We start from the raw sequence: 323 nt of genomic DNA on the forward strand, positions 1-323 counted from the left end.
CAACGCGTTCCGCGTAAACAGAGGCTGTGCCTTTCAGTGCATTCAGAATAGGCTCCAATTCAGCACCTATCCCTTCAATTACCTTAAGGTCAGGCCCCGCTATTTTGATACCAATTGGCGTTTTAATCCCCGTTGCTAGCATATCGATACGTGTTTTGATCGGCATTACCCATGCGTTGGTTAACCCCGGGAACTTCACTAGGTTGTCGAACTCAGCACGTAGTGAGTCGGTGGTGACACCTTCTCGCCATTCACTGCGAGGTTTTAGCTGAATCACACTCTCGATCATGGTCAGTGGCGCGGGGTCGGTGGCGGTATCGGCG

The 323-nt window shown here is 51.7% G+C and carries 1 pseudogene; it reads right to left on the minus strand.

What is annotated here, in order from left to right:
- Window positions 1–323, minus strand: a pseudogene (locus ACP45E_RS01265) (efflux RND transporter permease subunit); the annotation flags it as partial.

Source organism: Vibrio genomosp. F10 str. 9ZD137, assembly GCF_049974785.1.
Classification (GTDB): domain Bacteria; phylum Pseudomonadota; class Gammaproteobacteria; order Enterobacterales; family Vibrionaceae; genus Vibrio.